24 protein-coding genes are annotated in these 25,460 nt (G+C 71.4%); 13 read left to right on the forward strand and 11 right to left on the reverse strand.

The features are described 5' to 3' along the window. Window positions 1-126: 126 nt before the first annotated feature. The 3 genes from BK819_RS03995 to BK819_RS04005 form a co-directional block, all read right to left on the reverse strand. The gene (locus tag BK819_RS03995; RefSeq protein ID WP_060923286.1) at window positions 127-1,086 is read right to left on the reverse strand and encodes a proline/glycine betaine ABC transporter permease; all 960 of its coding nucleotides are present in this window, start codon (window positions 1,084-1,086) and stop codon (window positions 127-129) included. Continuing rightward, a complete protein-coding gene (locus BK819_RS04000) occupies window positions 1,086-2,423 on the reverse strand; it encodes a glycine betaine/L-proline ABC transporter ATP-binding protein (protein ID WP_071327956.1) in 1,338 nt (445 codons plus the stop codon). The genes BK819_RS03995 and BK819_RS04000 overlap by 1 nt, the downstream gene beginning before the upstream one ends. A gap of 331 nt (window positions 2,424-2,754) precedes the next feature. Continuing rightward, a complete protein-coding gene (locus tag BK819_RS04005; RefSeq protein ID WP_071327957.1) occupies window positions 2,755-3,867 on the reverse strand; it encodes a class I SAM-dependent methyltransferase in 1,113 nt (370 codons plus the stop codon). Between the two features lie 89 nt (window positions 3,868-3,956). Between BK819_RS04005 and BK819_RS04010 the strand changes: the two genes are divergently transcribed. The 6 genes from BK819_RS04010 (at window position 3,957) to BK819_RS04035 (ending at window position 9,920) form a co-directional block, all read left to right on the forward strand. Further along, the gene (locus BK819_RS04010) at window positions 3,957-4,940 is read left to right on the forward strand and encodes an ABC transporter ATP-binding protein (protein ID WP_071327958.1); all 984 of its coding nucleotides are present in this window, start codon (window positions 3,957-3,959) and stop codon (window positions 4,938-4,940) included. Continuing rightward, complete coding sequence (locus BK819_RS04015; protein ID WP_071327959.1) at window positions 4,940-6,562, forward strand: ABC transporter permease; 1,623 nt, start codon at window positions 4,940-4,942, stop codon at window positions 6,560-6,562. Before BK819_RS04010 ends, BK819_RS04015 begins: the two co-directional genes overlap by 1 nt. Before the next feature lie 75 nt (window positions 6,563-6,637). Continuing rightward, entirely contained in the window at window positions 6,638-7,027 is a 390-nt protein-coding gene (locus BK819_RS04020) for a GntR family transcriptional regulator (RefSeq protein ID WP_025104181.1), read from the forward strand. Continuing rightward, window positions 7,024-7,941 (forward strand): ABC transporter ATP-binding protein, encoded by a 918-nt coding sequence (locus BK819_RS04025; protein WP_071327960.1) that lies wholly within the window; start codon window positions 7,024-7,026, stop codon window positions 7,939-7,941. Before BK819_RS04020 ends, BK819_RS04025 begins: the two co-directional genes overlap by 4 nt. Continuing rightward, complete coding sequence (locus BK819_RS04030) at window positions 7,941-8,627, forward strand: hypothetical protein (RefSeq protein WP_071327961.1); 687 nt, start codon at window positions 7,941-7,943, stop codon at window positions 8,625-8,627. The genes BK819_RS04025 and BK819_RS04030 overlap by 1 nt, the downstream gene beginning before the upstream one ends. A 174-nt stretch (window positions 8,628-8,801) precedes the next feature. Continuing rightward, complete coding sequence (locus BK819_RS04035; RefSeq protein ID WP_256209363.1) at window positions 8,802-9,920, forward strand: aromatic acid exporter family protein; 1,119 nt, start codon at window positions 8,802-8,804, stop codon at window positions 9,918-9,920. Window position 9,921: 1 nt separating this feature from the next. Here the strand turns inward: BK819_RS04035 and BK819_RS04040 are convergent, their stop codons facing one another. After that, window positions 9,922-10,512, reverse strand: a complete 591-nt coding sequence (locus BK819_RS04040; RefSeq protein ID WP_071327962.1) for a transcriptional regulator — start codon at window positions 10,510-10,512, stop codon at window positions 9,922-9,924. Between the two features lie 70 nt (window positions 10,513-10,582). Between BK819_RS04040 and BK819_RS04045 the strand changes: the two genes are divergently transcribed. Next, complete coding sequence (locus tag BK819_RS04045) at window positions 10,583-11,881, forward strand: MFS transporter (protein ID WP_071327963.1); 1,299 nt, start codon at window positions 10,583-10,585, stop codon at window positions 11,879-11,881. A gap of 15 nt (window positions 11,882-11,896) precedes the next feature. On the opposite strand, the gene BK819_RS04050 is transcribed toward BK819_RS04045, so the two are convergent. Together BK819_RS04050 and BK819_RS04055 are read right to left on the reverse strand one after the other, a co-directional pair. Continuing rightward, window positions 11,897-12,430: a hypothetical protein gene (locus BK819_RS04050; protein WP_025104187.1), complete on the reverse strand. Its 534-nt coding sequence runs from the start codon at window positions 12,428-12,430 to the stop codon at window positions 11,897-11,899. 201 nt (window positions 12,431-12,631) lie between these two features. After that, window positions 12,632-12,850 (reverse strand): SCO4848 family membrane protein, encoded by a 219-nt coding sequence (locus tag BK819_RS04055; RefSeq protein WP_071327964.1) that lies wholly within the window; start codon window positions 12,848-12,850, stop codon window positions 12,632-12,634. Window positions 12,851-12,969: 119 nt separating this feature from the next. Between BK819_RS04055 and BK819_RS04060 the strand changes: the two genes are divergently transcribed. From BK819_RS04060 to BK819_RS04075, 4 genes are read left to right on the forward strand one after another with little or no spacing between them, the layout of a single operon-like run. Then, window positions 12,970-13,593 (forward strand): RNA polymerase sigma factor, encoded by a 624-nt coding sequence (locus tag BK819_RS04060; RefSeq protein WP_256209364.1) that lies wholly within the window; start codon window positions 12,970-12,972, stop codon window positions 13,591-13,593. Further along, window positions 13,590-14,045, forward strand: a complete 456-nt coding sequence (locus tag BK819_RS04065; RefSeq protein ID WP_062637543.1) for a hypothetical protein — start codon at window positions 13,590-13,592, stop codon at window positions 14,043-14,045. Before BK819_RS04060 ends, BK819_RS04065 begins: the two co-directional genes overlap by 4 nt. A gap of 50 nt (window positions 14,046-14,095) precedes the next feature. Continuing rightward, the gene (locus BK819_RS04070; RefSeq protein ID WP_071327966.1) at window positions 14,096-15,667 is read left to right on the forward strand and encodes a S8/S53 family peptidase; all 1,572 of its coding nucleotides are present in this window, start codon (window positions 14,096-14,098) and stop codon (window positions 15,665-15,667) included. A 48-nt stretch (window positions 15,668-15,715) separates the two neighbouring features. Continuing rightward, window positions 15,716-18,157 carry a CHAT domain-containing protein gene (locus tag BK819_RS04075; protein WP_071327967.1) on the forward strand — a complete coding sequence of 814 codons (2,442 nt, stop codon included), beginning with the start codon at window positions 15,716-15,718 and terminating at the stop codon, window positions 18,155-18,157. Between the two features lie 247 nt (window positions 18,158-18,404). Here BK819_RS04075 and BK819_RS04080 read toward each other — a convergent pair whose 3' ends face one another. Genes BK819_RS04080 through BK819_RS04100 form a run of 5 tightly spaced genes read right to left on the reverse strand, consistent with a single transcriptional unit; the run spans window position 18,405 to window position 22,929 of the window. Further along, window positions 18,405-19,181: a DeoR/GlpR family DNA-binding transcription regulator gene (locus BK819_RS04080; RefSeq protein ID WP_071327968.1), complete on the reverse strand. Its 777-nt coding sequence runs from the start codon at window positions 19,179-19,181 to the stop codon at window positions 18,405-18,407. Beyond that, window positions 19,178-20,110, reverse strand: coding sequence for a class II fructose-bisphosphate aldolase (locus BK819_RS04085; protein ID WP_071327969.1), 933 nt, complete (start codon window positions 20,108-20,110; stop codon window positions 19,178-19,180). Before BK819_RS04085 ends, BK819_RS04080 begins: the two co-directional genes overlap by 4 nt. After that, entirely contained in the window at window positions 20,107-21,051 is a 945-nt protein-coding gene (locus tag BK819_RS04090; RefSeq protein ID WP_071327970.1) for a 1-phosphofructokinase family hexose kinase, read from the reverse strand. The genes BK819_RS04085 and BK819_RS04090 overlap by 4 nt, the downstream gene beginning before the upstream one ends. Then, complete coding sequence (locus BK819_RS04095) at window positions 21,048-22,004, reverse strand: ROK family protein (protein WP_071327971.1); 957 nt, start codon at window positions 22,002-22,004, stop codon at window positions 21,048-21,050. Before BK819_RS04095 ends, BK819_RS04090 begins: the two co-directional genes overlap by 4 nt. Window positions 22,005-22,029: 25 nt before the next feature. Then, entirely contained in the window at window positions 22,030-22,929 is a 900-nt protein-coding gene (locus BK819_RS04100; protein ID WP_071327972.1) for an SIS domain-containing protein, read from the reverse strand. Window positions 22,930-23,205: 276 nt separating this feature from the next. Here BK819_RS04100 and BK819_RS04105 point away from each other — a divergent pair, with 276 nt between their 5' ends. After that, on the forward strand, window positions 23,206-24,456 hold the full coding sequence (locus BK819_RS04105) for an extracellular solute-binding protein (protein WP_256209365.1): 1,251 nt from the start codon (window positions 23,206-23,208) through the stop codon (window positions 24,454-24,456). Between the two features lie 31 nt (window positions 24,457-24,487). After that, window positions 24,488-25,459, forward strand: a complete 972-nt coding sequence (locus BK819_RS04110; protein ID WP_060923387.1) for a carbohydrate ABC transporter permease — start codon at window positions 24,488-24,490, stop codon at window positions 25,457-25,459. Window position 25,460 lies beyond the last annotated feature (1 nt).

Here is a 25,460-nt window from a genome sequence, read left to right on the forward strand (position 1 = left end):
AGGTGCGGACGAGGCCGCGGGACAGCTGTGCCGGGATCGAAACCGTGCCGGGATCCGCGCCCCGGCGCCCCATCTCCGTCCCGCACCGGACGAAAGGGGGTGGGACGGAGACGGGGACGCGCGGGCTCAGGCGCGGGCGAGCTCGGATTCGGTCGACGCCTCCTCGGCGGGCGCGGAGGCTGCGGGCTCCGACGCCACGGGAGCGGAGGGCCGGGACGAACCGCGACGCTTCAGCATGCCGAGCAGCGACGAGCGGTTCTCGCCGGGCGCGCCCAGAGCGGCGGTCACCCGGTCGAGGAACACGGCGATGAGCACGACGCCCAGTCCGGCCTCGACACCCTTGGGGATGTTGATCGTCGAGATCGCCTCGACGACCATCTTCCCGAGCCCGTCGGCACCGGCCATGCCGGCGATGACCGCCATCGACAGGGCGAGCATGATGACCTGGTTGACGCCGGCCATGATGGTCGGCATCGCGAGGGGAAGCTGGATCCCGCGGAGGATCTGCCCCGGCGTCGCTCCGAAGGCGTGTCCGGCCTCGACGGTCTCCGCGTCGACGCCTCGGATGCCCAGCTCGGTCAGGCGCACACCGGGAGGCAGCGCGAAGATCACGGTGGCGACGAGTCCGGGCACCACGCCGATGCCGAAGAACACGATCGCCGGGATCAGGTACACGAAGGCCGGCATGGTCTGCATGAAGTCGAGCACCGGCTTGAGCGTCGCGCGCACGGTCGCATTGCGCGCCGACCAGATGCCGAGCGGCACCGCGATAAGCACGGCCACGACGGCGGCGACGAGCACCAGGGCGAGCGTCTGCATAGCCGGCACCCAGAGGTCCATGGCGACGATGAGCCCGAACGACAGGATCGTGCCGATGGCGAGCTGCCACGAGCGCACGAGCCAGGCGATCAGCGCCGCGATCACGATGATGACGGCGAAGTGCGGCGTGAGGAGCAGACGGGTGAGGCCGTCGACGAGGAAGCTCACCACGAACGAGACCGCGTCGAGCAGGCCGTCGAGGTTGGCGGTGATCCAGTCGACGCCGGCGGCGACCCAGTCGCCCACGGGAATGCGGAAACCGTCCATCAGCGCACCTCCTCCGCCTGGGTCCCTGAGGCGAACCCGCCCTGGGTCCCTGAGCTCGTCGAAGGGCCGGGCTCGGCCGTCCATCCGTCGTCGAGCACGGCGTCGATCTCGGCCTGGGGCATGGGGGTCATCGGCAGCAGGATCTCCTCGGTCGCTCCGGGCCCGGGACCGAGCGCCGCGAGCAGCGTGACGCGCGGGATCACACCCGCGAGGCGGCCGTCGGCATCCGTCACCGCGAGGGGCAACGGCGACTCGACGGCCGGGACGAACAGGTTCATGAGGACGTCGTCCTCGCGGACGCTCTGCAGCACCGGCTTGATGATCGAGTCGAGGCGCGTGGCGCCCTGCCGCACGAGCTTCACGGCGTCGCGGTCGGTGACCACGCCGACGAGCTGACGGTCCTTGCCGACCACGTAGGTCGCCGACATGTAGGCGTCGCGCATCTGGCGGAGCGCGGTGCGAGGACCGGCCGACTCGGCGACGACGGGGCGCGGACGCTCCATCACATTCGCGGCGGTGAGCACACGGGCACGGTCGACGTCCTGCACGAACTGCTCGACGTAGTCGTTCGCCGGGTCCATGAGGATGTCCTCCGGCGTGCCGATCTGCACGATGCGACCGTCGCGCATGACGGCGATGCGGTCGCCGAGGAACATGGCCTCGTTGAGGTCGTGCGTGATGAAGACGATGGTCTTCTGGAGCTTCTGCTGCAGCTCCAGGAGCTGCTCCTGCATCTCGCGGCGGATCAGCGGGTCGAGCGCGCTGAAGGCCTCGTCCATGAGCAGGATGTCGCTGTCGGCGGCGAGGGCGCGGGCGATGCCCACGCGCTGCTGCATACCGCCGGAGAGCTCGGACGGCAGCTTGTCACCCTGACCCTCGAGCCCGACGAGAGCGAGGATTTCCTCCGCCTTGGCCTGGCGCTCGGCCTTGCCGACGCCCTTGAGCTCGAGCGGGTAGGCGACGTTCGCGGCGACCGTGCGGTGCGGCAGCAGCGCGAAGTGCTGGAATACCATCGAAATCCGGTCGCGGCGGATCTCCCGGAGGCGCGCGGCCGGAATGCCCGTGATCGGGTCGCCGCCCACGGTGACGGTGCCGGCGGTGATGTCGTGCAGGCCATTGAGCATGCGGATGATGGTCGACTTGCCCGATCCGGACAGGCCCATGATGACGAAGATCTCACCGCGGTTGACGGTGAAGCTGGCGTCGATGACGGCGGCGGTCCCCGCGTCGGCGACGGCGGCGCGGCTCTCTCCAGCCTTCAGCCTGCGGACGGCGGCGCTCGGATTCCTCCCGAACACCTTGTACAGATGGCGCGCTTCGAGTGCTGTTTCGGACACGTTTCCCCTGCGGCTCGGCCTTCGGGTGGCTGAGCCTGCTTCGGTCACGCCCGGGTGATCCTCACGAGGCCGTTCGACGTCTTCGCTGTGGCGGCACAGGCGGCGGATTTCGGATCCGCCGCAGAGGGGATCGACCGTACGCCCACGCCTCTTCGCCGCACAGCTCATCGAAGGAAGGACGTGACCGCGGACTGGTCTATGGGCCGTCAGGCCCGCAGACCAACGTAACGAAATGGCCGGTCAGCGGCAAATCCTGCACTGCGGACGTGCCCAGGTTTCCGGCGCTGACCGGGGGATAGTACGAGCGTCTAGCAATCTCGGCGCACCGTGCTCACGCGCGACGGACGGAACGCGTCACGGTGAACTTCGGGGTGCGCCGGAGCTGTTCGGTGGGGCCGATGAGCCGAGTCAGCTCGGCCCGGTAGCCGAGGCTCGAGTTGTACACCGTGAACAGCTCCCCGTCCGGTCGGAGCAGGCGCGCGGCGGCCTCGAACAGGCGGGTCGCGGCGCCGGTGTGCACGCTGGCGCCGAGGTGGAACGGCGGATTCAGGAGCACCGTGTCGAAGCTCCCCGCGGCGAGCGCCGACCCCGCGTCGTCGTGGGTGACCTCGACCCGATCGGCCACCCCGTTCGCCGACGCGGTGGCACGGGCGGAGGCGACGGCGGCGGCCGAGCGGTCCGTGGCGACGACCCGGTCCTGCGGGCGAGCACGCGCCCAGGACACGGCGAGCGCTCCCGTCCCGCAGCCGAGGTCGAGCACGCGGCGCCCGGCGTTCCCGTCGAGGTCGAGCGCATCGAGCAGCGCGCGGGTGCCGATGTCGAGACGGGGTCCGGCGAAGGCGCCGCCGTGGGCCACGAGGACGAGGTCGCCGTGCCGCGCCGACACCGGGAACGGCGGGGACCCCGGTACGGGGAGGGGTTCGGTGGCGACGAGCAGCCGCGACTTCCGCTCCGCCCGCTGGGCCTGGACGTGCGCGAAGCTCCGCGCCAGGACGTCGTTCTGACCGAGGGACATGTGCTTCACGCGGCCTCCCGCGACGAGCACCACCTCCGGGGCGGCCCAGCGAGCCACGGCGTCGGCGATCTCCTCCAGTTCGGCGAGGGCCTTCGGCAGCTGCAGCAGCACCAGTCTCGCTCCGGCGAGCAGATCGGCATCGAGCTCGTGCGGCGCGAACCCGCCGATTCCGAGCTCCTCGGCGTTGCGGGCGAGGGCGCGGCGTCCGGTCGCGAGGTCCTGGTGCACCCGGATCCCGAAGCGCCCGGCCGCCGTGAGAGCGAGCGTGATCGCGCCGTACTCGTCTCCGATCACGACCGTCTCTGACCCCGGCACGTCGAGCGCGAGTGCGCGTTCCACGAGCAGGAGGTCGGTCGCATCGTGGGCCTGGAGGTTGTCTGCCTCGACGTCGGGCCAGCGACGCAGGCGGCTGTAGGGGAACTCCGGCACCAGCCCACTGTACGCGGGGCACGTAAGGATCTCGCATGTGTCGATTTCGCCCGATTCACAACGTCGTGGATCGGGCGTACGCTCCGCGCATGACCACCGTCATCGCCACCCGCGACCTCGCGAAGCACTACGGGCACGTACATGCCCTCGATGGCCTCGACCTCACCGTCGAGCAGGGTCAGGTGCACGGCTTCCTCGGTCCGAACGGGGCCGGCAAGTCGACCACGATCCGTATCCTCCTCGGCCTCGCGCGGCGCACCGGGGGTGAGGTCGAGGTCTTCGGCGAAGACCCGTGGGATCGCGCCGTCGACCTGCATCGACGCATCGCGTCCGTGCCAGGAGACGTCAGCGTCTGGCCGAACCTGTCCGGGGGCGAGGCCGTCGACCTGCTTGCCCGACTCCGCGGCGCACACACGAGAGACGCCTCGTACCAGCACGAGAAGAAGCGTCTGATGGACGCGTTCCAGTTCGACCCGCGCAAGAAGGGCCGCGCGTACTCGAAGGGCAATCGGCAGAAGGTCGCTCTGATTGCGGCGTTCGCCGTGCCTGCCGACCTCTACATCCTCGACGAGCCGACCAGCGGACTCGATCCCCTGATGGCGGTCATCTTCCAGCGTGAAGTGGCCCGCGCCCACGCGAACGGCGCGACCGTGCTGCTGTCGAGCCACATCATGAGCGAGGTCGAGCAGCTCTGCGACCGGGTGTCGATCATCCGCGCCGGCCGCGTCGTGGAGACGGGGACCCTGTCGGAGCTGCGTCATCTCACCCGCAGCGACGTGTCGTTCACCTCCGCCGGAGCGACCCTCGAACAGGTCGGCCGCATCCCGGACGTGCACGACCCCGCGCAGCACGGCGACCGCTTCCGCCTCTCCGTCGACAGCGATCACACGGCGACGGTGCTTCCCGCCCTCGCCACTCTGGGCATCAGCGATCTCCGCGTCGCCCCGCCCTCGCTCGAGGAGCTGTTCCTGCGCCACTACGGCGATGACCTCGCCGGCCTCGAGGCGGCCGAGGACGGCGAGACGGAGCACGAAGCGCCTTCCACCCGCCGCGCACTGAAGGATCGTGCGTGATGACCGCCTTCGGCGTGCTGCTGGGACAGCGGCTGCGGCGTGATCGGCTGCAGCTCACGCTGTGGATCGTCGGCACGGCGCTGATGGCCTTCGCCGGATACGCCGGAGTCAGCCAGTCGTACTCCACCCTCGCCGACCGGCAGAACATCCTCGCGGCCGCGCTCGCGAATCCGGTGATCCTGATGTTCCGCGGGCTGCCGTCCGGCACGTCCGAAGGGGCGTTCCTGGCCTTCGAGGTGCTGCCGTGGCTGGCGTTCCTCGCCGCCCTCATGAGCACATTCCTCGCCATGCGGCACACCCGGGGCGACGAGGAGGCGGGACGGGCGGAGCTCGTCTGGGCCACCCCGGCCGGGCGCCGCCTTCCGACGATCGCCACCCTCGTGCACGGCGTCCTCGCGAACGTCGCCCTGGCCCTACTCACGGCGCTCGCGCTGGTCGCCACCGGCCTTCCGCTCGCAGGATCGGTCCTGGCGGGGGCCGCAGCGGCATCGTGCGGCGTCGCGTTCCTCGGCATCGGCCTCCTCGCCGCGCAGCTCATTCGCACCTCCCGAGGCGCGAACTCGCTGACGGTCTGGGTGCTCGTGGCGACGTTCCTGATCCGCGGGATCGGCAACGCGGCGGGCACACCGAGCGACGATCTCACGAGCATGACGAGCGCGTGGCCGGCGTGGCTGTCCCCCTTCGGATGGGTGGAGCAGAGCCGCCCCTACGACGCCGACCTGGACGGGCCGATGCTGCTCGGCCTGGCCTTCGGGCTCGTGCTCGCCGGCGCATCCGTCGCCCTGCAGTCGCTGCGCGACATCGACGCGAGCTTCGTCGCGGAGCGCCCCGGCCGGGTATCGGCACGGCCCGCGCTCGCCTCGCCTCACGCGCTGGTGTGGCGGCTCACGTCCGGAGCGATCGTGGGATGGGCGGTCGGCGGGGCGATCACCGGCATCCTCGCCACCACCCTGAGCGGACTGGTCGACCGGATCTCGGGCGAGAACCCGGCCGTGGCCGACATCCTTACCACCATCGGCGGAGCGACGGGCGGGCTCGACGAGGTCGTGGTCACCGTGTTCTTCACCCTTCTCGGCATCCTCGCCGCGTGCTGCGCCGTGCAGATCGTGGTGCGCGCACGGCAGGAGGAGGCGCGCGGCACTGCCGAAGCCGTGCTGGCGACCCCGGTCGGTCGTGTGCGCTGGCTCGCCGACTACGTGATTGTTGGCGTAGTCGCGGTGTTGATCGTGGTCGCCGCCGCGGTGCTCGCCGGCTGGGTCGGGATCCGGGTGAACGGCGGCGCGGATCCGCTGTACCGCATCGTCGCCGTGGCAGGAGCGGGGCAGGCCCTCGCGGCGGCGGTCTTCGCCGTGCTCACCGCGCTCGTCTTCGTGCTGCTCCCCCGCGCGACGACGGCCGTCGCGTGGAGCCTCGTCCTGCTGGCGACCCTGTTCGGGCTGTTCGGCCCGTTGTTCGGACTGCCGGACTGGACGATGAACCTCTCGCCCTTCGGCGTGACCCCGGTGGTGGACGGCAGCGGCGTGGATATACGCGGCCTGTGGTGGCTCGTGCTCGCCCTGGTCGCGGGAGGCGCCGGGGCCCTGACCCTGATGCGTCGCCGCGAGCTCGCCCCCGCAGCCTAGGCAGCAGTTGCTTGACACCGCCCTGGTTCCGTGGTTACTTAGTCAAGTAAGTAACCCAGCAACCGCGGAGGACTCGTGATCGAAGAAGGCAAGCCGCTCTTCCTCCAGATCGCCGAGCAGATCGAGGACTCCATCCTCGACGGCTCGCTGGCCGAGGAGGCGCAGGCCCCTTCGACGAACGAGCTCGCCGCGTTCTACCGCATCAACCCCGCCACCGCCGCGAAGGGAGTCGCCATGCTCACCGACAAGGGAGTGCTCCACAAGCGCCGAGGCATCGGCATGTTCGTCTCGGAAGGCGCCAGGGAACTGCTCCTCGGCGAGCGCCGCGCGGCCTTCGCCGACCGCTACATCGACCCGCTCCTCGCGGAGGCCCGCACGCTGGGCCTCGGCGCGGAAGACCTCGCGGACCTGCTCCGTCAGCGCGCCGCATCCGCCCCCACCCCAGAAGGGAAGAACCCCGCATGACCGCCGTCATCGAGGTGCAGAACCTCACCAAGCGCTACAAGGAGAAGCGGGCGCTCGACAACGTGTCGCTCGCTCTCGAGGGAGGCTCGATCTACGGGCTCCTCGGCCGCAACGGCGCCGGGAAGACGACACTCATGTCGATCCTCACGGCCCAGAACTTCGAATCCTCCGGCACCGTAAAGGTGTTCGGCGAGCATCCGTACGAGAACGCCCATGTGCTCGGCCGGATCTGCTTCGTCCGGGAGAGCCAGAAGTACCCGGACGATGCCACCCCGCGGCACGCGTTCGCCGCCGCGCGCCTGTTCTTCCCGCACTGGGACCAGAGCCTCGCGGACGAGCTCATCGCGGAGTTCCAGCTGCCGATGAAGCAGACCATCAAGAAGCTCTCCCGCGGGCAGCTCTCCGCGGTCGGCGTGATCATCGGCCTGGCCTCCCGCGCCGAGATCACGTTCTTCGACGAGCCCTACCTCGGGCTCGACGCCGTCGCCCGGCAGATCTTCTACGACCGCCTCGTGGAGGACTACGCGGAGCACCCGCGCACGATCATCCTCTCCTCGCACCTGATCGACGAGGTCGCGAACCTCATCGAGAAGGTCATCGTGATCGACAACGGCCAGATCCTCCTCAACGAGGACACGGATGCCGTCCGCGACCGCGCCGTGACCGTCGTCGGCGACGCCGCCAAGGTCGACGCCTGGGTCGGCGATCGCGAGGTGCTGCACCGGGACGAGCTCGGCCGCGTCGCCTCGGTCACCGTGCTCGGTGCGCTCACCGCCGACGACCGCGCGGAGGTGCGGGCCGCCGGCCTCGACCTCGCCCCCGTGTCCCTGCAGCAGCTCATCGTCCGCCTCACCCAGAAGGCCGAGACCCGCGCCGCCACGAGGGCCGAGGCCGCAACGGAAGGAGTCCGCTGATGCGACGCACACTCAACGTCATCCGCCTGCAGCTCATCAACCGGCAGACCTTCGTCTGGGTGCCGCTGATCATCCTCGCCTCGGCCGTGGTGATCTCGGTCCTCATCTACGCGATGATCCCCGGCGACGCCCCCAAGTACGGCGGAGGCGGCCAGGCGCCGCTGTGGTACTTCTTCGCGATCGGGCTGTCGGCCATGACCCTGACCTTCCCCTTCTCGCAGGCCATGAGCGTCACCCGGCGCGAGTTCTTCATCGGAACGCTGCTGACCGCGATCCTCGGCAGCGCGCTGCTCGGGATCCTCTTCCTCCTCGGCGGCGCGATCGAGCTGGCCACGAACGGCTACGGCGTGAACGGCTGGGTGTTCCACCTGCCGTGGCTGTGGGAGGCCGGCCCGCTCGGCGCCTTCGTCGTCTACTTCACACTCGCCCTGTTCTTCTTCGTGGTCGGGTTCACCGGCGCGACGATCTACAAGAGCTGGGGCCCGATGGTGCTCACCATCGTCGGCGTCGCCCTGGCGCTCCTCCTCGTCGGGGTCGTGTTCCTCGTGACGCGGCTCGAGCTGTGGGGCGACGTGTGGCTCGGCATCCTCGACCTCGGGGCCGTGGGCCTCGCCCTCTGGGGACTCGTGGTCGTCGCTGTCCTCAGCGTCGTCTCCTTCCTCGCGTTCCGTCGAGCGACTCCCTGACGCGACGACCGGAATCCGCGGATGCCGCGGCCGCGCACCCCGCGCGGTCGCGGCATCCGCGTCCGGCCGCCCTCTACCCGGCGTCCGGAGCCGAGGCAACCCGGTGGCCGCACGCCGCGCGCCGCCCTATCCTCGCCGGACAGGACCACCCGACCGCCGCGAGGAGAGGATGACGTGACGCCCGACCTTTCGCGCCTGCGCGTCCGCGAACGCCGCTCGTACCTCGCCCGCACCCTCCGTGAGGCCGTCCGCCCCGCGCGCCTGCTCCTCGTGGTCAAGACGGCGCTCGCCGTCGGGCTCGCGTGGACGATCGCGCCGCACATGCCGGGGGTCACCGACGAGTACCCGTATTACGCACCCCTGGGCGCGCTCGTGAGCATGTACCCCACGCTCATGGGGTCGATGCGGTCGAGCCTGCAGACCCTGTTCGGTCTGGCCACCGGCATCGGTCTGGCCGCGCTGATCGTGCTCACCGTCGGGCCGACGTGGTGGACGATCCCCCTCGTCGTCGGCCTCGGCGTCCTCGTCTCCGGCACCGGCTGGTTCGGCGTCGGCAAGGAGTACGTCCCGATGGCGGCGCTGTTCGTGCTCATCATCGGCGGTCAGAACGCGGACGACTACTCCCTCGGCTACCTGGCCCAGATGGGGGTCGGGATCGTGATCGGTCTGGCGGTGAACCTCCTCTTCGCCCCCGCACCGCTCATCGGATCGGCCGAGGCCCGGGTGGAGGAGTTCCGACGACAGCTCGCCGGGCACCTCCACGACATCGGCTCAGCGGTCTCGGAATCCTGGCCCCCGGAGACCGCGCAGTGGGCGGGCGATGCCGCAGCGCTCGCCGAGACCACCGCCGACCTCCGTGCCGCCCTGGCCGAGGCCGACGAGAGCGTCCGCTACAACCCGCGCGCGCGCCGCCGGCAGGCGGGCACCGCCCCCATCCACGAGCAGCTCTCCACCCTCGACCGCATCGCGCACCTCATCCGGGACATCGCCGACGCGACGGCCGACACGATCTGGGAGCGTCCGGCGGCCATGCCCCTGGACCCGGCCCTGCCTGAGCCGTTGTCGGCGGCCTGCCATGCCGTCGCCGACGTCATCGCGGAGGAGGACCCCGCCTCGAGCGCGGCGCACCGCCGCCGTGGGGAGGCGGCACGGGCGATCCGACTCCTGCTGGAGCGCGTCGACGACCGTACGTTCGACGCGCGCAGCTCGATGGGACCGGGCGTGCTGACGGCGATGCACCTCCGCCGCATCCTCATCCTCAGCGGCGAGCGCCCGGGCGAGGACGACGAGTGAGTCAGATGGTGTCGTCGGCGACGACGATGTCCAGCTGCCAGTGACGCCCCGCGGGATCCGTGTCGTCGTGCGCGGTGTCGGCGGCGGAGAGCACGTCGTTGATCTTGTGCATCACGTCGTCGAACTCGGCCTCGGTCAGCCGGATGGTGCGCTGCACGAACGACGCGTGCACCTCGGCGGTGCGACCGGAGACGTACTCGGGCGTCCAGGCCACCACCCGACGCAGCAGGTCGACGTGGTCTTCCGCGAGCGCGGCGACCACCGCATCGCCGAGCGCCTGATCCGCGACGGGACTCTCCGGACCGCCGACGTTGAGGGCCCCCTTGCGTCCCGTCCACACGCGGTCGCGGCGGTCCCTGGCCTGCTCCGGAGCCTCCTCGATGAGCCCTGCCTCGGCGAGCACCCGCAGGTGGAAGCTGGCGCTGTTGGCCGGCACGTCGAGCTCGCCGGCAATGTCCGCGGCGCGCAGGAAACCACGGCGTGCCATGAGGCGCAGGATCTGCCGGCGCAGCGGGTGTGAGTAGGCCTTGAGCATCGCCGACGTCATGAAGGCGGCGTCCTCCCGAGAGGTCTTCTCCGCGTCGTCAGCCATTCCCCGATCCTAGTCACGCAAATGCGCACGAACAGTTGCGCAATTATTCTTGCGAAACTATCGTCGAGCCATGAGCACGACGACCCCGCCCCACCGCCTGTGGCAGAACACGCGCTACCTCACCTGGCTCGTCAGCGACACGAGCAAGGGGCTCGCCTCGGCGCTCTTCGGGTTCGCCGTCCCTCTCCTCGCGCTCGTCATCACGAACGACCCCGCACAGGCCGGCATCATCGCGGCGGCGGGGACGGTGGCGCGTGTGCTGCTCACGCTCGTGGGCGGGATCATCGCGGATCGGCACCGGCGCATCGTGCTCATGCTCGTCGGCTCGATTCTGGGGATCGTGCTGGCCGGCGCCTTCACGCTCGTCGCCCTCGGCGGCTCCCTCACCTTCGCGACCCTCCTCGTGATCGACGTGCTGCTGGCCGCGCGGAGCGGCCTCTTCGACGTCGCCGGCGAGAGCGCGCTGAAGGAGATCGTCCCGGACGACGCGATGGGGCGCGCGCAGGCCGCGAACCAGGGGCGCGATGCGGCCCTTCAGCTCACCGGCGGCCCGCTGGGCGGCCTGCTCCTCGGGGTGGGCGGCTGGCTCGTCGGCGCGGCCATGACCCTGTGCCACCTCGTCGCCGCCGTGACCGCCGGGCTCCTCGGGCGACAGGTCCGGCGCGCGGGAATCGCCGACGTCGGCGCTCTGGACGAGGACGACGGCGGCGCGCCCTCCGCGCGCCCGAACGCCTGGCGGGAGTTCCGCGAGGGCTTCGGCTGGCTGCTGTCCCGCCCCGACCTCGGCGGCGTCATGCTCATCATGACCATCGTCAACCTCGGCTTCAACGCCGCGATCACCACGGCCGTCTATGCGCTGCAGCAGGCAGGCCATTCCGAACTCCTCATCGGAACCGTCAGCGCGGCCATCGGCGCCGTGATGCTCGTCGGCGCGATCGTCGCCCCGCTCCTCGTGCCCCGGATCCCGGCGGGCGTGCTCACGATCGGCGGGCTCGCAGTGGTCGCCCTCGGCGCCGTCGTGCTGTCGTTCGCGTCGGCACCGTGGACCGTCGCCGCCGTCCTCGGTGCCACGGTGCTCCTCGTCCCCGCCCTGAACGCCGGGATGATGGGCTACTTCATGGTGGCCACGCCGTCACGTCTGCTGGGACGCGCGAACAGCGCCATGGGGGTCCTCGCGATGGGCGCGATGCCTCTCGCCCCGCTCATCGCCGGCTTCGGCCTCGCCGGGCTCGGACGACAGGGCACCATCCTCATCTGCGCGGCCCTCTGCGTGGTGGCCGCCGCCCTCGCGATCGGGAACCGCGCCCTCCGCAGCCTCCCGGTCGAGTCTCGCTGGGCCGCGCACGCCGCCCGGTACGAGGGGGACTGAGCGGGAGACAGTGCGCTAGTCGCCTGGCGTCGGGCCAGTGACGTCGGCGGCACCGAACAGCAAGCTGTCGACGACCTGGTCGCGCCGGGCCGGCCGCGCGGTGGTGTACCTCAGCAGATCTTCGAAGTGAGAGAACACGACGACCGCTTCTTCGAACTCTGGCTCGGAACCGTGGACGACTGCTCCGTCGTCTCGCACCGCCAGGTACTCGTATCCGTTGCGAACGGAAAGCAGGATGGGTGCGTGGCGCCTCCAGAAACGGGAGACCGCGACCGCCTCATCATCCGTCGTCGCAGCCTGGATGCTCAGCAGTTCACACTCGTTCCACGCGAACGCCCCCTCCGCGCCGGTCGAGTAGTCGTCGCGGGACAAGAACCACACCGTCTCGTCTGAGCTCGACAGGAGTGAGAACGAGGACACCCAGCGGATCACCGTTTCGGGTGCCGCGCGCAGCGGGGAGGGAACGCCGTTCTCCATCGACGTCGGCGGCTCAAACGTCCACCCGGCTTCCTGCAAGCTTCCGGCGGCACTTCGGAAGAGTTCCGGCATGCTCCCAGGCTACCGATCCGCACGAATCACCCTTCAGCAACCAATCCTGCGACAACCGCCGTGCCGATTCTCCCGATTCTCGTCTTGTTCAGAGACGTCTAACGCGTAGAGCTGAACACATCTCGCCGGCGGCTCACCCGGGACAGTGGTCGCGATCGATGTCGGTGGCCGTCACATCAGAGCCGATAGGAGACCACCGGTTCATGGCGCGAGCGCGAGCACAGTGATGCCTGCCGCCGCGGAGGCCACGACCAGCGCAAGCGCGATCGCGATGAGGATGACGTGCACACGGAGGAACGGGGTGGCCTTGCCGTTCTCGTCCCTGGCACGCGGGTCCTTCGCGACGCGGGTGTAGAACCGCGGCCAGACGAGCACGTTGAAACCGGCGTTGAGGAACAGCACGACGACGAGAGCGATCACCCCTCCACGCTAGCGAGGGCGGCGTGGCACCACGGATCGGGCCGTCGGAATTCTTGGACGGCGACATGTATCACCGAGCCCTTGCCGTGCTCCTGGTAGGTGTGATCACAATGGGCTTCATGATCGACGGTGCCCCCGGCGCCGCCTTCGATCCCGCATCCGACGACGGGCGCGCACGCTGGGAACGCGCCGCGGACCTGTTCGATGCGTGGCGCGATGGCGACGGCCGCTCGATGGACGACCTGGTGCGGCTGATGACGCCCGTGCTCTGGCACGTCGTGCGCGCCTACGGCCTCGAACGCACCCTCGCGGAAGACGTCGTGCAGACGACCTGGCTCCAGCTCGTGCGCGGCCACGGCGCCATCGCCGACTCGCGCGCCGTCTCCGCCTGGCTGACGACCACCGCCCGCCGCGAGGCCTGGAAGGTCGGCAAGGCGAACGGTCGCGTCGACACCGCGGAGTCCGACGACCTGGACGCCCTCCTTCCGGAGCAAGCGTCCGCCGAGGAGCACGCCGCGCTCGACGACGAGAACCGACGGCTCTGGGCCGCCGTCCGCCGCCTCGCCGAGCGGTGTCAGCGCCTGCTCCGGGTGATCGCCTTCGAGGATCGTCCGGACTACGCGCGCCTCGCGCGCGACCTCTCCATGCCGGTCGGCAGCATCGGCCCGACTCGCAGCCGCTGCCTCGCGAAGCTCCGCGACCTCCTCGACGCCCCGGCCACTCGGACGGAGGGACGATCATGAGCGATGAGGACGACGCCCGGCTGTTCGCCCGCCTGCGCAGCCTCTGGAGAGAGGTCGATCCGGTCCCTGCCGGGCTGATCGACCGGATGGTCGCCGCGGTCGCCGCAGACGGGCTCAACCGCGAGTACGCGCTGCTCACGCTCGTGGAAGGCCAGCGCGGCGCGGTCCGCGGCGAGACCGACGCCCTCACCCTGCAGTTCAGCGACGGCAGCACGAGCATCCTCCTCCACGTCACGACGACCGCGTCCGGGCGACGGCGGATCGACGGCTGGGTGGACACCGCCGCCGCGGAGATCCTGTTGCTGCAGGGCGAGCGCGAGCGCCGGACGACCCCGGCGGAGACGGGCCGATTCGTGTTCGACGAGGTGCCGTCCGGGCTCAGCCGCGTGCGCCTGACCGCGACGGTCGGCGACGAGACCCGCACCCTGGAGACCCCGCAGTTCGAGTTGTGACCCCGCATCGCCGGCGCCGTCGCCGTCGATGCCCACGGAGAGGATGACCGATGGATCAGCCCCAGGGATGGACCTGGCAGGACCGCGCGGAGGGATCGATCCGCCGTGGCACCGCCCTCGACCCCAGCACGGAACCGGTGGACGGGATCCGGGCGTTCCCCACCGCGTACCTGCCGGAGCGCCTGCTCATCACGCGCGCCCTCGGCGAGGAGGAGGCGTACGACCGCGAGCTGCGCGCCCTGAGGGATGCCGCGGACTCCTTCGGCTGGCGGCTGGAACTGGAGTCTCCGGAGCGCGAGATCGGGAACGGCGAGCTCGTGCCGGGCGTCGCGGGGTTCCTGCGGGCGCGCCTGACCACGCCGGATGAGCCGACCAGGGGCGAATCCCCCGTGGCACCCGACGCCTGGCGGGTCTTGCAGCGCGCGCGCCGGCTGTCACGCTCGACCATGCCGCGGACCAGCCTCGAGCACGTGCTCTCGATCGATCCGGTCGGACTCAACCCGTTCACCCGGACGAACCCGTTCACGCGGACAAACCCGTTCACCCGGACGAATCCCGTCCGGGGTGCCGCTCCCGGCGGTGGCGGCAGCGACGACTACCTGGAGCCCGGACGCGGGGCGCGGCAGCCGGTCACCTGGCTCGGACCCGCACCGGCTCGCGCCGCCGCTCCGAAGCGCGGACGACGGCCGGTCGTGGCGATCCTCGACACCGGCTGCGGCGAGCACGCCTGGCTGCCGTCCGACATCGTCACCCGGCACGTCGAGCTCGACGGCGTCCCCGTGGGCTTCACGGACGACGCCGACCCCGAACGCTACCCCGACCTGTACGGGCAGCTCGACGGGGAGATCGACGCGGTCGCCGGGCACGGCACCTTCATCGCAGGCCTCGTGCGTCAGGCGGCACCGAACGCCGACATCCTCTCCATCCGTGTCGCCGGCGCGCTCGGGGTGGTCGACGAGAGCACGCTCCTGGAGACCGTGGCGCAGGTCGTGGAACTGCTGCGGCGGCACCGCGAGGACCCGAAGACGGGCTTCCCGATCGACGTGCTCAACCTCTCCCTCAGCTACTACCACGAGACCCCGACCGACGGACTCTTCAGCACGACCCTGTACGAGCTGCTCGCGAAGGCCAGAGAGCTCGGCTGCGTGGTCGTCTGCTCGGCCGGCAACGACGCGATCGACCGGCCCTCGTTCCCCGCCTCGCTGTGGCCGTGGCCCGGCGCCGACAACGGGCTGCCGTCTGACGACGGCGCTCCGCACGTGTCGGTCGGCGCCCTGAACCCGTCGGCGCACTCTGTCGCCCTGTTCTCGAACGTCGGCCCGTGGGTGCAGGTGTACGCCCCGGGCGCCGCCGTGGTCAGCACCTCGCCGGCCTTCGTCGGCGGCGCGCAGGCGGCGACCCGCGCGGACATCGATGGGCTGCCGCGCGAGACGCTCGACCCGGACGACTACCGCGGCGGCTTCGCGGTGTGGAGCGGCACCTCCTTCGCGGCTCCGTACATCGCCGGCCGAGTCGCGGCCCAGCTCGGCGCCGTCCCGGCCGAGGGGGTGAAGCCCGCCGTCGCCGCGAAGGCCGTCGCCGCCGTCCTGACGTCGCTGCCGACGCCGCACGAGGGGTCCTGACACCTCGCACCCTTCCGCACGGCCACTCCGGCACGGCATCCTGGACGGATGCCCCTGTCCGCGAGCGCGCTGCACCGACGCGGCGTCGAGGCGGCCAACGCCCGGCAGTTCACCCGCGCCCGACGGGAACTGGAGAAGGCCGCCGCCCGCACCGACGACGCCGACCTCCGCGCCCGCATCGACGGGACGACCGCCTACGTGCTCGCGCAGACCGGCGAGCCCGCGGCCGCGGAGGCGCTGTGCCGGGAGGCGCTGGCAAGGGACGGGCTGCAGGCCGAGACGGTCGCCCTCCTCGGCGGGCAGCTCGGCGCCCTCCTCATGCACGGCGGACGGCTGGAGGAGGCCGAGGCGAGCCTCACCGCCGCGATCGATGCCCTCGGCGCCGGGGCTGAGACCCCCGCGCTCGCCAACTGCCTGATGAACCGGGCGGTGGTGCGGATGCAGCGCCACCAGCTCGACTCCTGCATGGCCGATCTCCGTCGTGCGATCGGGATCTACGAGGCGCACGACGAACGGGACTCCCTCGCGGAGGCCACGCACAACCTCGGCTATGCCGCACTCCTCGGCGGCGACCTCGTGTCGGCGCTGCGCCTGATGGCCGAGTCCCGGCCGACGTTCGCCGCCACCAGCGCCCTCGCCACCGCCATCAGCGACCTCGACCGCGCCGAGGTACTCCGCGACGCTGGGCTGACGACCGAGGCAGAGGCCCTGCTCGCCCAGGTGGCCGTGCAGTTCGGCGCCCAGCGGATGCGCCAGGCCCGCGGGGAAGCGGAGTTCCACCTCGCCCGCTCGCTCGTCCGGCACGATCCCCGGGCCGCCGCGCGCACCGCGAGGACGGCCGCCCGCCGCTTCACCTCCCTCGGCAGCAGCGGCTGGGCGGCCCGCGCCGCGGCGGTGGAGCTGGAAGCGCGACAGCGGATCCGGTCCGATCGTCCCCTCGATGCCGCCGCGTGGGAGCGGGTGGCGCAGGAGCTCGACCGGAGCGGCTTCCGCACCGAGGCAACGGCCCTGCGGCTGACCGCTCGTCGTGAGGGCACCGGTCGCCTCCCGCGCGTCCCCGCCTCGGCTCCGACGCCGCTGCGACTCCGCGCACAGGAGGTGCGCGCGGCCCGCGCCGCCGGACGCGGTCGCGACGGCGAGGCGCTGCGCGCCGCGGCCACCGGGCTCGACCTGCTGTCGGCGTGGCAGCGGTCGTTCGGCGCCCTCGACCTGCAGGCCTCCGTCGCCATGCATGCCAGCGACCTCGTGTTCACGGGACTCGCGGCGGCCGTCCGCCGCCGCGACCCGGCGACGCTCTTCGAGTGGTCCGAGCGCGCCCGGCACCTCAGTCAGCAGGTCGCCCCGGTGCGCCCGCCGCATGACGACGCCCTCGCCGCCGACCTCGCCGAGCTGCGGATGCTGCGCGCCGACCTCGCGGGGGCGGACTGGACGACCGACCCCACCGTCCGTGCGCTCCGCGACCGGGTGCGGGAGCGGCAGTGGTCCGCCACGGGCTCCGGGGCGACGAGGGAGCGCCGGACGCTGGCCGAAGCCGCCGCCCTGCTGCCGGCCGACACGGCAGTTCTGGCCTACGTCTACACCGGCACCGGCCTGCACGGGGTGGTGGTGCAGCCGGACGCCGCGACCCTCGTCGACCTGTCGTGGCCGCAGGTGCGGATTGCTCTCGACGGCCTGCGTGCCGACCTCGACATGGCCGCGCTCACGCGGGACGGCGCGATGGGTCCGGTGACCGCGCGCGCTCTGGCGGCGCGCCTCGCGGTCCTCGACGAGGAGCTGCTCGCGCCGATGCGTCGGGCCGCCGCGGGTGCCGCGCGGTTCGTGATCACCGTTCCCGGAATCCTCGGCGGGGTGCCGTGGGCCATGCTCCCCGGCATGCACGGAGTGCCGTTCACCCTCGCGACCTCGGTCTCGCGCTGGCTCGACGGGGAGGCCTCGGCTTCCTCGGCCCCCAGCGTCGGGTTCGCGGCGGGACCGCGCGTGCCGCGGGCGGCGGAAGAAGTCCAGCGCGCGGCGGAGTCGTGGGCGGGACGAGGGACGACCCGGATGCTGCAGGACACCACCGCGACCGTGACCGCCGTCACCGCGCTGGCGGCCTCCGTCGACGTGCTCCATATCGCCGCGCACGGGCGTCACGCGGTCGACAATCCGCTGTTCTCCGGGTTCGAACTCGCCGACGGGGTGCTCTTCGGCTACGACGTCGACCTCATCGCCCGGGTGCCGCGGACCGTGATCCTCTCAGCGTGCGAGCTGGGGCGGTCCTCCGTGCGCTGGGGCGAGGAGGCCCTGGGCATGACGCGCGTCTGGTTGCATGCGGGCGCGGAGGCGGTGATCGCGGCCCCCGTCACGGTGCCGGATGACGACGCGTGCGAGCTCCTGACCGCGGTCCACGACGGCCTCTCTGCCGGCGCGTCTGCCGCCGACGCCCTGGCGAGCGCCGCGCTCACGACGGGGGTTTCCGCCCCGTTCCAGTGTCACGGCAACGGATTCTGACTTTTTTCCCGGATCGAGGTATCAGAACCGCACCGGCCTTCTCCTGTTCTTCGGAAGGTGTCGAGCGACAGGCCTCGAAGGGAGAGGCACGAGGGAGGCGCCGTCGGTTCTGGGGAAACGCCGCTGGGGAGCGGGAAGACGAGACGGACACCATCTGCTCCGGGAGCGTCGCGGTATGCAGCCGCGATGCTCCTGCAGGGCCTCGGCGATCTGGGGACGCCGAGGCCCTCGGGGCGTCCGGGGTGCCTCAGGCGAGGTGGACCGTGTAGCCCGCAGCGCGCAGCGCGTCGAGGGCGGCCTCGTCGGCTCCTCGATCGGTGATGACCGTGGTGAAGAGGTCCGCCCCGCCGATGGTGGAGAACGCCTCGGCCCCGAGCTTGCTGCCGTCGGTCACGACGATGGCCCGTCGCGCCCGCTCCGCCATCATGCGATTCACCGCCGCCTCGCGCTCGTCCTGCGTGGTCGCCCCGGCTACCGCATCCATCCCGTTCACGCCGATGAAGGCGAGGTCGAGCCGCACGCCGCGGAGGAGCTGCTCGACGAACGGGCCGACAAGTTCATACGTGCGCGCGTGGATGACCCCGCCCGTGACGACCACCTTGATCTCCGGTCGGGTGGCGAGCTGGGCGGCGATGTTCACCGCGTTCGTCACCACCGTGATCCCGCCTTCCGCCGCCAGATCCTCGCGCGCGGCGAGCGCAGCCGCGATGGCCGTGGTCGTCGTGCCGCCGGAGAGCCCGACCACCATGCCGGGGGTGACGAGCGCCGCCGCGGTCTGGGCGATGCTCTCCTTCTCGTGCGTGCGGAGATGACTCTTGTAGCGGAGGGGCAGTTCGTAGGCGACGGTCTGCGCCACGGCACCGCCGTGCGTGCGGGTGAGCAGCCGCTGCTCGGCGAGGGAGTCGAGGTCGCGGCGGGTGGTGGCCGGGGAGGCCCCGAACCGCTCCACCAGCTCCTCCACCGTCACCTCTCCGTCCGCCGCGAGGAGGTCGAGGATCGCGTGCAGTCGGGCCGCGCGCTTCACCGGTCGTCGTTTCGCGTCGAGGTCGCAGCCGTGACCGGAACCTCTGCGACCGGAGCGGGATTCTGCGACGGCAGCAGGGCGAACAGCCGCAGCATCCGGGCGGCTTCGTCCGCGAGGGCGGCGCGGGCGGGAGCGAGGTACTTGCGGGAGTCGACCAGACGCTCGTCGGCGGCGAGCACCTCGCGGACCGCGCGCGTGAAGAAGCCGTTGAGGTGGGTGGAGACATTGACCTTGGTCATGCCGGCGCGCACGGCATCGGCGATCACGGCGTCGGCCACCCCGGACGAGCCGTGCAGCACGAGGGGGACGTCGGTGCCGTCCGCGGCGGCTCCGCGCAGAGCCGCACGCAGGCGGGCGATGAGGTCGAGGTCGAGGGAGGCCGTGCGGTCGGTCATGGCGTGCGACGACCCCACGGCCACGGCGAGCGCGTCCACTCCCGTCGCGGCCACGAACGCCCGCGCCTCGTCCGGATCGGTGCGGACACCGGGGGCGTGGGCGCCGTCCTTCCCGCCCACCTCGCCGAGCTCGCCCTCCACGTACACTCCCGCCGCGCGGGCCCGGGCGGCGACCTCGGCCGTGAGCGCCACATTCTCGTCGTAGGGCAGCGCGCCGCCGTCGAACATGACCGAGCCGAACCCGAGGGCCACGGCCTCGTCGACGAGCTCCGGCCGCTCCGCGTGGTCGAGGTGCACCGCCACCGGGGTCTCTGCTCGTCGCGCCGCGGCGAGCGTCGCGAGGGCGACCGGCTCCAGACCGCCGTGGTAGTCGGCGCAGTTCTGCGAGATCTGCAGGATCACGGGGAGCTGGGCGAGCGCGGAGGCCCGCACGAGGCCTTCTGCGGTCTCCAGGTGGATGACGTTGAACGCACCGATGCCGGTGCCGGCGGTGGCGGCCGCGGAGACGAGCTCCCGAGCGGAGACGAGGGTCACGAAGGGTCCTTCCGGAAGGAGGCAGGGTCGGGGCGGGAGACGCGGAGCTGCTCCTCGAGCGCGCGCCAGCGGGGGGAGATGTCGCCGGCGAGCGGCATGAGGACGGCGGCTGCCGACCACGCGGTCGCGCGACGGAGGATGCGCTCGGGATCGCGCTCACCCTCGGCGGAGAGCACGGCGCAGGCCGCGACCGCGGCGTCTCCGGCACCGGTCGGGTTGCCGGCCAGCGGCTCGTCGAGTCGGGCGTGCAGGAGATCGGTCGCGGTGACGGCGAGCATGCCGTCGGACCCGAGCGACAGGAGCACGAGCTCGGCGCCCCGGGCCAGCAGCGACCGCGCGCCCTCGACGGGGTCGTCGATGCCGGTGGCCTCGGCGAGCTCCGCGGCGTTGGGCTTGAGCACGGTCGCTCCGGCGTCGGCAGCGCTCAGGAGGGCCTGGCCGGAGGTGTCCACGATCACGGGGACGCGGGCGTCCGCACCCACCGCGACGAGCATCGGCACGAGCGACTCCGGCGCCCCGGGCGGAAGGCTCCCGGAGACGACGAGGACCGCGGCACCGGGAAGCCGGTCGACGACCTCCGCGAGGAGCCCGCCCCACTCGGCATCTGTCGGGTTCACCCCTCGCTCGTTGACGATCGTGGTGTCGCCCGCGGCCTCGTCGACGAGGGCGATGCTGCGACGCGTGTCGGCCGCGACGGGCACGAGCACATGGGGCACGCCGCTGGCCGTGAGCTCCGCGGCGAACTCCGCGCCGACCGGACCGCCGGCCGTGGTCAGCGCGAGGACGGATGCCCCCTCGGCGTGCGCGACCCTGGCGACGTTGAGGCCCTTGCCACCGGCGCGGGACGCCCCGGTGTCGGCGCGGTGCGTCCCGCCTGCCGCAAGCCGGTCGACCTGCCAGGTGAGGTCGAGCGCGGGGTTCGGGGTGACGGTGAGGATCATGCCAGCTCCCTGGCGCGGAGGGCGGCGCCGATCAGTCCCGCGTTGCCGGACAGCTCGGCAGGGACGAGCGCGGGGAGGCGGTGGAAGCTGAGGCGGGCAGCGAGTCGGGTGCGCAGCTCGTCGAAGAGCGCGCCGCCCGCCCGCGACAGTCCGCCGCCGATCACCACGGCCTCAGGGGCGACCACGGCGGTCAGCTGCGCGAGCGACAGGGTGAGCGCGTCCAGCGCCGAGTCCCAGATGTCGGCGGCGACCCGATCCCCGGCGGCCGCCCGGGCGATGACGTCCTTGGCGCCGTCCGGGGTCGTCCCCGTGGCCTCCCGGTAGCGGCGCGCGATGGCGCCCGCCGAGGCGACGGCCTCCAGACAGCCACGGGCACCGCACGGGCACACCGGTCCGTCGGCGATCGGGGAGTGCCCGATCTCGCCGGCGTAGCCCCCGGCCGTGTAGGGGCGGCCGCCGACGAGCAGGGCCCCGGCGATGCCGGTGCCGATCACGAGGATCACCGCGTCGTCGTAGGCCCGCGCGCCGCCCAGCTCGTGCTCGGCCCAGCTCGCGGCGCGCACGTCGTGGTCGAACGCGACGGGGAGGCCGAGACGCTCCGCGGCGAGCGCGCGCAGCGGCGCGTCCCGCCAGCCCATGTTGCTCGCGAACACGCCGATCCCGGCGGCTGCGTCGACGATCCCCGGCACCACGAGGCCGGCGGCGCGAGGCACCACGTCGGGATGCTCGTCGCGGAGCTGCGCGGCGAGCACCTCCAGCCGGTCGAGCAGCGCGGGGGTGCGGTCGCCGTCGGCCGTGGGGGTGGGCGTGCGGCGGAGGCCGAGCGCCCGCCCGTCCGCGTCGAACAGCGCCGACTTGATGTCCGTCCCGCCGACGTCGAAGGCGAGGACGGGTGACCCGGCACCGAGCGTGCGCACCGCGGCGAGCTTCTCGCCGGCGTCGTTCGGGGTCATCGCTCGGCTCCGGGGATCGCTGGCGTCATGCATCCAGGATGACGGATCGCGTGAGGTTGCGCGGCTGGTCGGGGTCGAGCCCGCGGGCCACGGCACGGTCGAGGGCCGTCCGGTGCAGGCGCACGAGGTCGGCGAGCGGGTCGATCGCGCGGTGCTCGAATCGGGCGCCCGTGGCGCGCACCTCCGTGGCCAGTCCTTCCGGCGCCTCTCCGAACTGCCACGTCACCCGGCCCGGGGCGGCGATCGCGATCGGACCGTGGCGGTAGTCCATCGACGGGTACGCCTCGGTCCAGGACTGCGACGACTCGCGCAGCTTCAGCGCGGCCTCGTGGGCCAGGCCGATCGTCCAGCCCCGCCCGAGGAACGTGTACTGCTCGGCGTCGCGCAGCGCGATGTCGTCGCCCTCCTCGGCGAGCACGGCCGTCGCATCGGCGATGGCCCCGGAGAGGTCTTCGCCCAGCGACGCCCGGAAGAGGGCGAGCGCGGTCGTGGCGAAGCGTGTCTGGACCACCGACTGCTCGTCGGCGAACGGCAGCAGCACGGCGTCGTCGACGAGGGAGACGAGCGGGGAGTCGGGGTCGCCGATCACGCCGATCGTGCGGGTGCGCCCCTTGATGCGGTCGACGAGCTCCAGCACCTCGGTCGTGGTGCCGGAGCGGGTGAGGGCGACGACGGCATCGTAGCCGCGGTCCACGAAGGCCTCGGAGGCCGCGAACGCGTCGGTCTCGCCGTGACCGGACGATTCGCGCAGGGCGGCGTACGACTGGGCCATGAACCACGAGGTGCCGCAGCCGACGACCGCGACCCGTGCCCCGTGAGCCGGCAGCAGCGCCTGCTCCGCGGTGAGCTCGGCGGCGGTGGCCCACATCTGCGGCTGGGAGCGGAGCTCTTCGCGCATGTGCGCGCCGGGCAGCGAATCGGTCATGATGAGGCCTTTCGGACGAGTTGTTGCGTACTTGTGATTGTTTCGGGCGTAATCCGATCATAGTATTTCGTCCCAAGAGAGCAACATCTTGATTTGTTTGTTTGCCTGACAAATAATCAGGACGAGTTCCCCCGAGCCCCCGCTCGGACGATCGCGACCACCTCGGCGGCGTGATCATCACGCACCGTCGCGTGGAGTGTTCTGCGACTGTGCACCACCCCCCTCTCCGGAGAGCGGACCCCGCCCGCTGGAGCAGCACCCACAGTGAGGAATGCAATGCCCATGAACAAGTCACGGCGATACGGGGCCGCAGCGGTCGCGGCCGTCGCCACGCTGTCGCTCGCATCCTGCGGTTTCGGTGGATCGGGAGGAGACAGCGGCGGCGGCGACGACGCCAGCACGCTCGACCTGCTCGTCCCCAGCTACTCCGACGCCACGAAGGGTCTCTGGGAAGACGTCATCGACGGTTTCACGAAGGACAACCCCGACATCAAGGTCAACCTCGAGGTGCAGTCGTGGGACAACCTCGAGAAGGTCATCTCCACGAAGGTCCAGGCCGGCGAGGCGCCCGACATCTACAACGGCGGCCCCTTCGCGGGCTTCGTCGAGGACGAGCTGCTCTACCCCGTCGAGGAGGTCGTGTCCGACGACGTCTACTCCGACTTCCAGGACTCCTTCCTCGCCAACGCCGAGGTCGACGGCACGGCCTACGCCCTGCCCATGATCGCCTCCGCACGCGCCCTGTTCGTCAACAACGACCTCCTCTCCCAGGCGGGCGTCGAGGCGCCGACCGACTGGGACTCCCTGCTCGACGCGGCGACCAAGGTGTCCGCCCTCGGCGGCGGTGTCGCGGGCTACGGCATGCCGCTCGGCTCGGAGGAGGCGCAGGCCGAGGCTGCCGTCTGGCTCTGGGGCGGCGGCGGATCCTTCGGCGACGCGTCCGAGATCACCATCGACACCCCGGAGAACCTCGTCGGCGCCGAGCAGATCAAGAAGATGATCGACGCCGGGGCGACCCAGGCCGACCCCGGCTCCACGCAGCGCTCCCCGCTGATGGACATCTTCATCCAGGGCAAGATCGGCATGCAGGTCGGCCTGCCGCCGACGGTCGGCCAGATCGCCGACAACAACCCGGACCTCGACTACTCGATCGTGCCGATCCCGACCAAGGACGGCTCGCCGTTCACCCTCGGGGTCATGGACCAGCTCATGGCGTTCGAGAACGACGGCGACAAGCAGGAGGCGATCACGAAGTTCCTCGACTACTTCTACTCGCCCGAGGTCTACGTGCCGTGGGTGCAGGCGGAGGGCTTCCTCCCCGTCACGAAGTCCGGTGCCGAGGAGCTGTCCGGCGAGGAGTCCCTCAAGCCGTTCCTCGACGTGCTGCCCGACGCGCAGTTCTACCCGTCGACCAACCCGAAGTGGTCGGCAGCGGACGGCGCCTTCAAGTCGCTGTTCGGACAGATCCAGGATCAGCCGGCGGCCGATGTGCTGAAGCAGATCCAGGACCAGGTGGACGCGGGCTGACCCGCGGAACGGAGAGGTTCGGGAATCCCCCATGAGCCAGACGACAGAATCCTCGAACCTCGCGGGGGCGGCCACCGGCCGCCCCCGCACTCCGGACGCCGGGACGGCCGTGCGCGGTCGCCCCGGCGGACGGGACCTCCTGCAAGCGCTGCCGTGGATCGCCCCCGCGCTGGTGCTCATCATCGGCGTGGTGCTGTTCCCCGCCGGCGTCATGTTCTTCAACTCCACCCGTGACATCTCGCTCTCGGGCCTGGACAAGGGCTCGGTCGGCTTCGACAACTTCGTGACCGTCTTCACGTTCCCGGAGTTCTGGCCGATCTTCGTCCGCACGATCGTCTGGGTCGTGTCGGTGGTGCTGTTCACGGTCGTGATCTCGCTCGGCCTCGCGCAGATCCTCAACAAGGCGTTCCCGGGGCGCCAGCTCGTGCGGATGGCGGTCATCGTGCCGTGGGCCGCGTCCGTGGTGATGACCACGATGGTCTTCTACTACAGCCTCGAGCCGTACTTCGGGGTCTTCAACAAGTTCCTCTACGACATCGGGCTCTCCGACGACGCGGTGGGCTACGGCTGGACGAAGAACCCGACGACGGCGTTCGCCTGGTCCATCGTCATCGCGGTGTTCGTGTCGCTGCCCTTCACGACCTACACGATCCTCGCGGGGCTCCAGGCGGTCCCCGCCGACGCGATCGAGGCCGCGAAGATGGACGGCGCCGGCGCCGCCCGCACCTACTGGTCGATCGTCCTGCCGCAGCTGCGCAGCGCCCTCGCCGTGGCGATCCTCATCAACATCATCAACGTCTTCAACTCGCTGCCGATCCTGAAGGTGATGACGGGGTCGATCCCGGGCTACGGCGCCGACACGATCATGACGCTCATCTTCAAGTACATCGAGCTGCAGAAGAAGGTCGACGTCGCGAGCGCCCTGTCGGTCGTGGCCTTCCTCATCGTGATCGCGATCGTCGCGGCCTACGTCAAGATCGTCAAGCCCATGAAGGAGGTCTGAT

It is taken from the genome of Microbacterium sp. LCT-H2 (genome assembly GCF_001866135.1).
In the GTDB taxonomy this organism is placed as follows: Bacteria; Actinomycetota; Actinomycetes; order Actinomycetales; family Microbacteriaceae; genus Microbacterium.

Excerpts from the sequence above, each read along its gene's own strand:
- BK819_RS04070 (WP_071327966.1), top strand. The coding sequence starts at position 14,096 with ATGGATCAGCCCCAGGGATGGACCTGGCAGGACCGCGCGGAGGGATCG.
- BK819_RS04025 (WP_071327960.1), top strand. The coding sequence starts at position 7,024 with ATGACCGCCGTCATCGAGGTGCAGAACCTCACCAAGCGCTACAAGGAG.
- BK819_RS04090 (WP_071327970.1), bottom strand. The coding sequence starts at position 21,051 with ATGATCCTCACCGTCACCCCGAACCCCGCGCTCGACCTCACCTGGCAG.
- BK819_RS04040 (WP_071327962.1), bottom strand. The coding sequence starts at position 10,512 with ATGGCTGACGACGCGGAGAAGACCTCTCGGGAGGACGCCGCCTTCATG.
- BK819_RS04045 (WP_071327963.1), top strand. The coding sequence starts at position 10,583 with ATGAGCACGACGACCCCGCCCCACCGCCTGTGGCAGAACACGCGCTAC.
- BK819_RS04050 (WP_025104187.1), bottom strand. The coding sequence starts at position 12,430 with ATGCCGGAACTCTTCCGAAGTGCCGCCGGAAGCTTGCAGGAAGCCGGG.
- BK819_RS04105 (WP_256209365.1), top strand. The coding sequence starts at position 23,206 with ATGCCCATGAACAAGTCACGGCGATACGGGGCCGCAGCGGTCGCGGCC.
- BK819_RS04060 (WP_256209364.1), top strand. The coding sequence starts at position 12,970 with ATGATCGACGGTGCCCCCGGCGCCGCCTTCGATCCCGCATCCGACGAC.
- BK819_RS04065 (WP_062637543.1), top strand. The coding sequence starts at position 13,590 with ATGAGCGATGAGGACGACGCCCGGCTGTTCGCCCGCCTGCGCAGCCTC.
- BK819_RS04075 (WP_071327967.1), top strand. The coding sequence starts at position 15,716 with ATGCCCCTGTCCGCGAGCGCGCTGCACCGACGCGGCGTCGAGGCGGCC.
- BK819_RS04030 (WP_071327961.1), top strand. The coding sequence starts at position 7,941 with ATGCGACGCACACTCAACGTCATCCGCCTGCAGCTCATCAACCGGCAG.
- BK819_RS04100 (WP_071327972.1), bottom strand. The coding sequence starts at position 22,929 with ATGACCGATTCGCTGCCCGGCGCGCACATGCGCGAAGAGCTCCGCTCC.
- BK819_RS04015 (WP_071327959.1), top strand. The coding sequence starts at position 4,940 with ATGACCGCCTTCGGCGTGCTGCTGGGACAGCGGCTGCGGCGTGATCGG.
- BK819_RS03995 (WP_060923286.1), bottom strand. The coding sequence starts at position 1,086 with ATGGACGGTTTCCGCATTCCCGTGGGCGACTGGGTCGCCGCCGGCGTC.
- BK819_RS04010 (WP_071327958.1), top strand. The coding sequence starts at position 3,957 with ATGACCACCGTCATCGCCACCCGCGACCTCGCGAAGCACTACGGGCAC.
- BK819_RS04095 (WP_071327971.1), bottom strand. The coding sequence starts at position 22,004 with ATGACCCCGAACGACGCCGGCGAGAAGCTCGCCGCGGTGCGCACGCTC.
- BK819_RS04110 (WP_060923387.1), top strand. The coding sequence starts at position 24,488 with ATGAGCCAGACGACAGAATCCTCGAACCTCGCGGGGGCGGCCACCGGC.